We start from the raw sequence: 9,982 nt of genomic DNA on the forward strand, positions 1-9,982 counted from the left end.
CGGGCCCACTGTCAGTGGCGGCCTCTACGGTGGTGTCATGTCGGAGATCATGTACGTCCGGGGTGATGCCACCGTTCCGTCGTGCAAGGGCGTCAAGCTGATCGCGCACGTCTGCAATGACATCGGGGGCTGGGGAAAGGGCTTCGTGCCGGCCCTCTCCCGCCGCTGGCCGGAGCCGGAGGCCGCGTACCGCGCCTGGCACCGCGACCGGGCGGGCAACGACTTCGGCCTGGGTGCCGCCCAGTTCGTCCAGGTCGAGCCGTGTGTGTGGGTGGCGAACCTGGTGGGCCGGCGGGGGATACGCACCGGCAGCAAGGGCGTGCCCGTGCGCTACGAGGCCATCGATGCCGCACTCGGACCGCTCGCCGACAAGGCCGTCGAACTCGGCGCGTCCGTGCACATGCCGCGCATCGGGTGCGGTCTGGCCGGCGGCAAGTGGTCGCGCGTGGAACCCCTCGTCACCGAGCGGCTGGTGCGCCGCGGCCTCCCGGTGACGGTGTACGACCACGGGGACTGACCGGCGCGACGAGCGAGCGGTGCGCCGGACGGAGTGGAGTCGACCGACGTGCGTACGACCATGGGGTGACCGGGGTGCACCAGCCGCTCGGTGACGGGATCGGGGTGACGAGAACCTGGCGACGGGAGCGCGGTGACGGGAACGGGCGCGTCGGCTCGGCCGGTGTCGACCGGCTTGCGGATGGCGGGACTTGCGGAAGTTTCTGCAACTCCTTGCCGTGGCCGTCGGAGGCCTGCTTGACTCGCTGCTCGCATCCGAGAGGGAGAGTCATGAGCCGCGACATCGATGTCCTCGTCCTGGGTGGTGCGGGTGTGGACACCATCGTCCACGTCCCCGAACTGCCGCTCCCCTACGCCGACAGCTACATGATCCGTCCCGGGATCGAGAGCCGGGCCGGGCAGACCGGTGACTTCGTCGCGCTGGGCCTCCACAACCTCGGCCTGCGCACGCACCACCTCGACATGCTGGGCGACGACCCCGAGGGCGACCTCGTACGAGCCCTGCACCACGACCGGGGCATCGCGCTCACCGAGGTCCCCCAGCCCGCGGGTACCAAGCGCGCTGTCAATCTCGTCGGCCCCGACGGGCGAAGGCTGTCCCTGTACGACGACAGCCGTTCGCGCGAAGAGGACCGGCTGCCCGAGAAGACGGTGCGGGACCTGGCCGCGGCGAGCCGTCACGCCCATGTGTCCATCACCCACCCGTGCGCCTTCGCCCTGCCGGCCCTGCGGGAGGCCGGGGTGACCCTCTCGACCGACCTGCACAACTGGGACGGCGAGAATCCGTACCACGAACCGTTCGCGTACGCCGCCGACATCGTGTTCGTCTCCACCACCGCGCTCGCCGACCCCGAGCGCACCATGCGACGGGTCGCGGAACGGGGCCGGGCCGAGGTGGTCGTCGCCACGGCCGGTGCCGAGGGGGCGTACCTGCTGGCCGACGACGAGTTGACCCATGTCCCGGCGGTCTCGCCGCGCGCACCCGTGGTCGACTCGAACGGCGCCGGAGACTCCTTCGCCGCCGGTTTCCTCTACGGCCGGCTGACCGGCGAACCGGTTCGGCGCTGCGCCCTGTACGGCGCGGTGGCCGGCGCCTACGCCTGCACCGTGCCCGCGACCCGGGCGGATGCCATCGGCCGTGACGAGCTCCTGTCCCAGATAGCCGAGTTGGAAGAGAAGTCCACCCACCACTGAACCACGCCGCCCGTCGACGGCCGATGCCCGCCCGCCGGCGGCCGACGCTCCCGTCAACGGCCGGTGCCCGCTCGCCGACGGCCGGTGCCCGCCCGTCAGTGGCCGCTGCCCGCCCGCCGGTTGCTCGCGGTCGGCGCCCACCCGCCCTCGGCGCGCAGCCGGCGTCCGAGCCGCCGCCCGCTCGCCGGTGGTGCCCGCCCGTCCCCGACGAGCAGGGGCGGGCGGGGGAGTCCCCGACGGGCGGGCGGCCGTGCCTCAGCCGGAGTGGACCGAATCAGTGGCGGCGATCTTCTTCCACGACTTCGGCCGGGCGAGGGCGCCCTTCGCTGCCGAGGCCGGGGCGACCCCGGCGCTCCGCGCCGCGGGCGCCGCCGGCTTCGACGGCTGGAACAGCCAGGTGTCGAAGAGCGCCGAGAGCGACGTGCCGGACACCTGCTCGGCGTACTTCTGGAAGTCGCCGACCGACGCGTTCCCGTACGCGTGCTCCTTCGGCCACCCCTTCAGGATGGCGAAGAACGCGTCGTCCCCGACCTGGTTGCGCAACGCCTGCACCGCCAGCGCGCCCCGGTCGTAGACCGCGATGTCGAACTGGTTGTCCGGCCCCGGGTCGCCGGGCGCCACCGTCCAGAAGGCGTCGTCGGCCGGATGCGAGGCGTACACGTAGTCCGCGAGCTCCTGCGTCGTGCCCTCGCCCTCGTGCTCCGACCACAGCCACTGCGCGTAGCGCGCGAAGCCCTCGTTGATCCAGATGTCCTTCCAGCCCTTCAGTGACACGTCGTCGCCGTACCACTGGTGCGCCAACTCGTGCACGACCACGGAGGTGTTGGAGCCGTTCGCGAACTGCCGCGGGCTGTAGTACACCCGGGTCTGCGTCTCCAGCGCGTACCCCGTGGTGGTGTTGGGGACGTATCCGCCGGCGGAGCTGAAGGGATAGGGCCCGAAGTAGCCGCTCAGCCAGTCGACCAGCTCTCCCGTCCGCTCGACACTGGCGCGCGCCGCCCCGTCGTTGTCGCCGAGGTCCTTGCTGTACGCGTTGACGACCGGGACGCCGCCCTCGGACGTGCTGGTCGTGATGTCGAACTTCCCGACCGCGAGGGTGGTCAGATACGTGGCCTGCGGTTTGTTGGACCGCCAGTTGTAGCGGGTCCAGCCGAGCCGTGAACTCGTCGACTGCAGGGTGCCGTTGGAGATGGCCTGGGTGCCGTCCGGGACGGCCACGGACACGTCGTACGTCGCCTTGTCGAGCGGGTGGTCGTTGCTCGGGTACCACCACCACGCCGATTCGGGCTCGTCCGCCGCGACCGCCCCGTCAGGGGTGCGGTGCCAGGTCGAGAAGCCGTACGCGCTCTTCGTGGACGGCACTCCGCTGTAGCGGACGACGACGGTGACCGGCGTGCCCTTGGCCAGTGGCGCGGCCGGCGTGATCTCCAGCTCGTGCTGGCCCGAGGTGGCGAACGACGCCTTCGCGCCGTTGACCCGGACCTCGCTCACATCGAGCAGAAAGTCCAGATCGAACCGGGACAGGTCCTGTGTGGTGGTCGCCAGAAGGGTGGCCGTGCCCTCCAGTTCGTCCGTCCGCGGCTGATACGTGAGCCGCAGGTCGTAGTGCGAGACGTCGTATCCGCCGTTGCCGTAGGCCGGGTAGTAGGGGTCGCCGATGCCCGGTGCTCCCGGTGTGTAGCTTGCCGCCGATGCCGGGATCGCCAGCAGCAGGGAGGCGGCGAGGGCGCCCGGGGCGATGAGTCTGCGGTGCACGTCAAGCTCCAAGTCGTCGGGGCGTGAAGTCGGTCCGGAGCCTATTCAGTCCCGGTGGCCCCAGTCATGTCCACGGCCACCCCTGTCACACGATCGCCATTCGGCCGACATGAGCCATCCAGCCCCGCGGGCCTCATCTGCCCTCTTTTGCACGGGAGTTGACCGGGGTACGTTCCGCGCATGCCGATACCAGTACGCCGCATGCGCTTCATGACCTGGAGATCGCTCGCGACGGCGGCCGTTGCCGCCCTGATGGCCGCCTTCCTCGTCCCGGTCGCCGCACACGGCGCTCCGCGGGAGAGCGCCCCGGTCTATTCGTACGAGAACGCGATCCGTGAGTCCGTCTGGGTCGACACCGGTCTCGACGGCGACAGCGACGGAAAGAACGACCGGGTCGCCGTCGACATCGTCCGGCCCCGCGAACTCGCCCGGCAGGGCCGCAAGATCCCCGTGATCATGGACGCCAGCCCGTACTACTCCTGCTGCGGGCGCGGCAACGAGAGCCAGATCAAGACGTACGACGCGAACGGCCACGTCGTCCAGATGCCGCTCTTCTACGACAACTACTTCGTGCCGCGCGGCTACGCCTTCGTCGGTGTCGACCTCGCCGGCACCAACCGCTCCGACGGCTGCGTCGACGTGGGCGGCCGCTCCGACATCCAGTCCGCCAAGGCGGTCGTCGACTGGCTGAACGGCCGGGCCAAGGGCTACACCACGCGCACCGGCGCCGCCACGGCCAGAGCAACCTGGACCAACGGCAGGACCGGCATGATCGGCAAGAGCTGGGACGGCACCATCGCCAACGGCGTCGCCGCCACCGGCGTCAAGGGCCTGAAGACCATCGTGCCGATCAGCGCCATCTCCTCCTGGTATGACTACTACTTCGCCAAGGGCGCCCCGCTCTACGACTCCGGCCCCGACTGGCTGTCCGGCTACGTCGACAGCCCCGACGCCCAAGCCAAGTGCGCGGCCGTGCAGCGGAAGTTGGTCGACGAGGCGCCGCGCACCGGCGACTGGACGTCGCTGTGGACCGAGCGCGACTACGTCAAGAACGCCGCGAAGGTGAAGGCCAGCGTCTTCCTCGTCCACGGCATGGAGGACCTCAACGTCCGCACCAAGAACTTCGGCCAGTGGTGGGACGCCCTCTCCAAGCACGGTGTAGAGCGCAAGATCTGGCTCTCCCAGACCGGCCATGTCGACCCCTTCGACTTCCGCCGCGCCGCCTGGGTCGACACCCTGCACCGCTGGTTCGACCACGAACTCCTCGGCTACGACAACGGCATCGACCGCGAGCCCATGGCCGACATCGAACGCCACCCCGACCAGTGGGCCACCTCGACGGTCTGGCCGCCCCGCACCACCAGCGCCACGACCCTGCGTCCGGGTACGGGCGCGCAGCCCGGCGTCGGCACTCTCGGACTCCGCGGAAACCGCGGGACCGAGACCTTCACGGACGACCCGCGGCTGAGCGAGACCGACTGGGCCGCGCACATCGACCTGCCGACCCCGGACAAGGCCGGCTTCGCAACCCGGCCGCTCGCCCGCGACCTGCGGATCTCCGGCTCCTCCAAGGTGACCGTCACCGCCACGCCGACCACCTCGACGGCCCATCTCTCGGCGGTGCTCGTCGACCTCGGTCCGGACACCATCCGTGACTACGCCGGCTCCGGCGAGGGCATCGCCACGCTCACCGACCGCACCTGCTGGGGCGCGAGCACAGCCGGCGACAGCTCCTGCTACAAGGTGACCGAGGCGGCCAAGACCGACGTCGACTACACGGTCCTCAGCCGCGGCTGGGCCGACCTCGGCAACTACGCCTCGGACCAGGGCGTCCCGCTCACCCCGGGAACGGCGTACACCATCACGCTGGACCTGGCGGCCACCGACCACGTCGTCCCGAAGGGCCACCGGCTCGCGCTGATCGTCGCCGGCACCGACAAGGATCTCATCGACCCTCCGTCCACCACGCCGACCCTGACCCTCGACCTGTCCCGCACCTCGGCCCGCGTCCCCCTGGTGGGCGGCGCCGACGCGTTCACGCGGGCGACGGCGGGTTCCAGGGCGGCCCCGGCCGCGTCCGTCCTCGACGGCGTACGCAACCCCCGCACCGCGCTCCGCGTCCCGGGGGAGAGTCACTGACCCCCTGACGGAGGTCAGACGGAGGCGGTCGGGCCGACGAGTTCGGCCGCCTCCCGCGCGCAACCCCACGCCACGGTGACGCCGGCCCCTCCATGCCCGTAGTTGTGCACCAACACCCGTCCGTCCGGCAGGACTTCGCGTTCCAGCCGGACCGCGTCGCGTACCGGCCGCAGCCCCACCCGGTGGCCCAGCACGCGCGCCCCGGCGATCTCGGGGCGCAGCGCCGCGCACCGCTCGACGATCTCCGCCGCCACCTCCGGGTCGGGGACCCGCGACCAGTCGTCGTCGTCCGTGGTGCCGCCGAGGACCACCCGGTCCGGTTGCGGGAAGACGTACGTGGTCGTCCCGGCCGCCGCGTCCGTCGAGACGAGCCACTCATGGATCCCGGGGTTCTCGACGATCACGAGCTGCCCGCGCACGGGCCGTACGGCCGGATCCGGGACGAGATCGCGGGCGCCGAGACCCGCGCAGTTCACGACGACCGGCGCCTTCGGTTCCGAGAGGTCCGTCACCGTCCGCTCCTCGACCGTCCCGCCCGCCCGCAGAAGCCGTTCGCGCAACAGGCGCAGATGCACGGGCATGTCGATCAATGGCAGCCGCGCCCGCAACGCGGTCCCCGGGTAGTCCTCCGCCGTCGCCGCGCGCAGTCCGGGCACCCGGGCCGCCCACGACCCCAGCTCGTCCAGCCGCGTCTCGCCCATGACCCCCTCGACCAGGCGTACGCCACTCTCCTCGGGCCGCTCCGCCAACTCCTCGTACACGGAGAGGGACACGAGCGCCCACTCGCGGGCGAGTGCCTTCGGCTCGATGCGGTACGGCCACCACAGCGCCCCCGCAACCGCCGAGGTGGTCCGCTCGGCGGGCTCCCGCGTCCACACCCGGACCCGCCTGCCGGCCTCGGCCAGCACGACGGCCGTCGTCAGGCCGACGACCCCGCTGCCGACCACGATGACATCGTCGCTCCCGGGCTTCTCCATGCCGGGACGTTAGCGGAATATGTCATGCCGTGGTCGTATCACTCTCAGTCTGGGGATACTCACAGCATGTCTGCCCAGTACGCCACGTTCGGCCTGGCACCGGCGATGCGTGCCGGTGGGGTCCTCGCCAATGGTGACTACCAAGTGCACCGGGACTTCGTCGACTTCATCGTCGACGGACGCCCGCTGCTGTTCCAGCTCTCCGACCTCGACGCGGTGTCCCCACTCGCGTCCGACGTACCACCCGCGATCTTCACCGCGCACGTGCGCCGGCTTCTCCTGGAGGCCGACGCCCCACTGGAAGGGGGCAGATACGTCATCTACGGCTGTCCCGAGTGCGAGAGCATCGAGTGCGGTGCCGTCACCGCACTGATCGAGAGGGACGGCGACGACTACGTCTGGCGGGATTTCGCCTGGCAGACCGGCGAACGGGCCGACCTGGAACGCAACGGCTATCACGGCATAGGGCCATTCCGCTTCCACGGCCCCGAGTACCGCGACGCGCTGAACTCCCTGCTCGACGGCGACGCGGGCGCCCGCCGCCGCGTCCTGCTGATCGGTGCCCGGGGCGCCCTCCTCGCGAAGCCGGCCGCCGCCCTGCGCGCCGTCGGCATCGGCGCCGACATCGCCCGCGACGCCACGGGGGTCGCAGGGGTCGCGGCGGACGAACTGCGCACCTACGGCGCGGTGGTGTTCGGCCGGGCCGTCCCCGAGGCGGAACGGGCCGCCGTAAGGGAGTCCTTCCGTGGCGCGGGCGTGGACGTCGCCCATGTCGAGGGCCTCGCCCCGATCGTTCCGCTGCTGGTCGCCCAGATCGAGCACGCCCTGGACCGCAGCCCCCGGGAGCTGCGCCGGCTCACCCGTCTGGTCGCCGCCGACGGCGAGGCCGGAGTCGAGGTCACCTCCACCTGCCGGGTGCGGTTGACCGCCTACCGCCTGGACCGCCTCTCGCGCACCCGCGCGCACGACGTGTTCGACGGAATCCTGGACCCCGGGCACCACCGGATCCCGCTGGAGGCCAGGGCCGTGAAAGGAGAGTCGTTCATCGTGGCCCGGACGTCCGGCAGCGTACTGGTGACGCCGATGCCGCACTGAGCGACGGCCCGGTGGTCCAGGTGGATCGGCGGGCGTGGTGCTTCGGGGAACCGGTGGCCTCAGACGGCGGGCCGGGTGGTCCGGGCACCGTGGGCCGGGTGGCCGGGTGGCCGGGTGGCCAGGTGGCCAGGGGATCGGTGGATCCGACAGTTCGGCAAAGCCGCGGGCCCTGGATCGAAGCCTCCGCCCCCGACTCCGCGGACATCCTGATCGCGGACGTCTTCGGCGGCCCGGGGGCACGGCACCGGAGGGCCGGGGGGAGCCGTGGGCCTGGCGGGTCGGGGGAGCCGTGGCCCGCCGGCCGGGGAGCTGTGGCCCGCCGGCCGGGGAGCTGTGGACCCAGTGGTCGGGGCAGCGGCGGGCCCGGTGGCCGAGGCTGCGGCGGATCCAGTCGTCGAGGCTGCGGCGGACCGACCGGCCGGGGCAGCGGCGGGCCCACTGGCCGAGGCGGCGGCGACCCCGGTGGGCGGGGTGGTGGCGGACCCCGGAGAGCGGCGGCGTGGGGCGACCCGGTGGGCCGTTAAAATCGGCTCCCTGATGACTGCCACTCTCGTCGCCAAGAATCTCACCGCCGGACACGGCGACCGCGCGCTCTTCGCCGGACTCGACCTCGTCGTCGCGCCCGGCGACGTGATCGGACTCGTCGGCGCCAACGGCGCGGGCAAGTCCACCCTGCTGCGGCTGCTCGCCGGCCTCCTCACCCCGGAGGAGGGCGAGCTGCGGCTCTCGCCGCCGTCCGCGACCGTCGGGCACCTGCCCCAAGAGCCGGAGCGCCGGGAGGGCGAGACCGTACGTGACTTCCTCGCGCGCCGTACGGGCGTCGACGAGGCCCAGCGGGTGATGGACGAGGCGACGCAGGCGCTCGTGGACGGAGCGCCGGGCGCGGACGACGCGTACGCGACCAGCCTGGAGCGCTGGCTCGACCTCGGCGGCGCCGACCTCGACGAACGTGCCGAGGAAGTCGCCGACACCCTGGGGCTCGGCGTCGGTCTCGACCAGCTGATGACCTCCCTGTCCGGCGGCCAGGCGGCCCGCGCCGGACTCGCCTCCCTGCTCCTCTCCCGCTACGACGTCTTTCTCCTCGACGAGCCGACCAACGACCTCGACCTCGACGGTCTGGAGCGCCTGGAGCGCTTCGTCTCCGGACTGCGTGCCGGGACCGTCGTCGTCAGCCACGACCGCGAGTTCCTCACCCGCACGGTCACGAGGGTCCTCGAACTCGACCTCGTACAGCAGCAGATCACGCTGTACGGCGGTGGCTACGAGGCGTATCTCGAAGAGCGCGACACCGCCCGTCGGCACGCCCGCGACGACTTCGAGGAGTACGCCGACAAGCGCTCCGCCCTCGAAGGCCGGGCCCAGATGCAGCGGGGCTGGATGGACAAGGGCGTCAAGAACGCGCGGCGCAAGGCGAACAACGACAACGACAAGATCGGCCGCAAGTTCCGCAGCGAGGCCAGCGAGAAGCAGGCCGCGAAGGCCCGGCAGACGCAGCGCATGATCGAGCGGCTGGACGTGGTCGATGAGCCGCGCAAGGAGTGGGAGCTGCGGATGGAGATCGCGGCGGCCCCGCGGTCGGGCGCGGTCGTGGCCACCCTGCGGGACGCGGAGGTGCGGCGCGGCGACTTCACCTTCGGTCCGGCGACCCTCCAGATCGACTGGGCGGACCGGGTGGCCGTCACCGGCGCGAACGGCGCCGGCAAGTCGACCCTGCTGGGCGCGCTGCTCGGCCGGGTCCCGCTGTCCGACGGCCATGCCACGCTCGGTTCCGGCGTGATCGTCGGCGAGGTCGACCAGGCCCGCAAGCTCTTCCACGGCTCCGAGTCACTGCTGGACGCGTTCGGCGCGGCAGTCCCGGACACGGAGCCCGCCGAAGTCCGCACGCTGCTGGCCAAGTTCGGCCTGAAGGCGGACCACGTCCTGCGTCCGGCGGCCACCCTCTCCCCGGGAGAACGGACCCGCTCGGCGCTGGCTCTTCTCCAGGGCCGGGGCGTCAACCTGCTGGTCCTGGACGAGCCGACCAACCACCTCGACCTCCCTGCCATCGAGCAGCTGGAATCGGCCCTGGACACCTACGAGGGCACGCTCCTGCTGGTCACCCACGACCGCCGCATGCTGGACGCGGTCCACACGACCCGCCGCCTGGAAGTGGCGGACGGCAAGGTGACAGAGCACTGAGCCGCATCACGGAGGGGGGGGGGGGGGGGGGGGGCGCCGCCCCCCCCCCCCCCCGCCCCAGGGGAGGCGCCGCCCCCCGGCGGTCTCCCCGGGCCGCCGCCCCGCCCCCGGCGTCCCCCCCGGCCGCC

At 72.1% G+C, this 9,982-nt stretch carries 7 protein-coding genes; 5 read left to right on the top strand and 2 right to left on the bottom strand.

Translation table 11 applies throughout. From position 1 onward, the window contains the following. Nucleotides 1-37: 37 nt before the first annotated feature. The gene (locus tag ACFYR3_RS23465) at nucleotides 38-517 is read left to right on the top strand and encodes a macro domain-containing protein (protein WP_355858506.1); all 480 of its coding nucleotides are present in this window, start codon (nucleotides 38-40) and stop codon (nucleotides 515-517) included. A gap of 269 nt (nucleotides 518-786) precedes the next feature. Next, on the top strand, nucleotides 787-1,710 hold the full coding sequence (locus ACFYR3_RS23470; RefSeq protein WP_355858509.1) for an adenosine kinase: 924 nt from the start codon (nucleotides 787-789) through the stop codon (nucleotides 1,708-1,710). Between the two features lie 255 nt (nucleotides 1,711-1,965). On the opposite strand, the gene ACFYR3_RS23475 is transcribed toward ACFYR3_RS23470, so the two are convergent. Beyond that, nucleotides 1,966-3,465, bottom strand: coding sequence for a M1 family metallopeptidase (locus ACFYR3_RS23475; RefSeq protein WP_355858512.1), 1,500 nt, complete (start codon nucleotides 3,463-3,465; stop codon nucleotides 1,966-1,968). Between the two features lie 180 nt (nucleotides 3,466-3,645). On the opposite strand from ACFYR3_RS23475, the gene ACFYR3_RS23480 reads away from it, so the two are divergent. Further along, nucleotides 3,646-5,604, top strand: a complete 1,959-nt coding sequence (locus ACFYR3_RS23480; protein ID WP_355858515.1) for a Xaa-Pro dipeptidyl-peptidase — start codon at nucleotides 3,646-3,648, stop codon at nucleotides 5,602-5,604. A 14-nt stretch (nucleotides 5,605-5,618) separates the two neighbouring features. Here the strand turns inward: ACFYR3_RS23480 and ACFYR3_RS23485 are convergent, their stop codons facing one another. Further along, on the bottom strand, nucleotides 5,619-6,581 hold the full coding sequence (locus ACFYR3_RS23485) for an FAD-dependent oxidoreductase (protein ID WP_355858518.1): 963 nt from the start codon (nucleotides 6,579-6,581) through the stop codon (nucleotides 5,619-5,621). Between the two features lie 66 nt (nucleotides 6,582-6,647). Here ACFYR3_RS23485 and ACFYR3_RS23490 point away from each other — a divergent pair, with 66 nt between their 5' ends. Next, nucleotides 6,648-7,676 (top strand): oxidoreductase, encoded by a 1,029-nt coding sequence (locus ACFYR3_RS23490; protein WP_355858521.1) that lies wholly within the window; start codon nucleotides 6,648-6,650, stop codon nucleotides 7,674-7,676. 537 nt (nucleotides 7,677-8,213) lie between these two features. After that, nucleotides 8,214-9,854, top strand: a complete 1,641-nt coding sequence (locus tag ACFYR3_RS23495; RefSeq protein ID WP_389284662.1) for an ABC-F family ATP-binding cassette domain-containing protein — start codon at nucleotides 8,214-8,216, stop codon at nucleotides 9,852-9,854. Nucleotides 9,855-9,982: the final 128 nt, after the last annotated feature.

The organism is Streptomyces sp. NPDC005784 (assembly GCF_042871525.1).
Classification (GTDB): domain Bacteria; phylum Actinomycetota; class Actinomycetes; order Streptomycetales; family Streptomycetaceae; genus Streptomyces.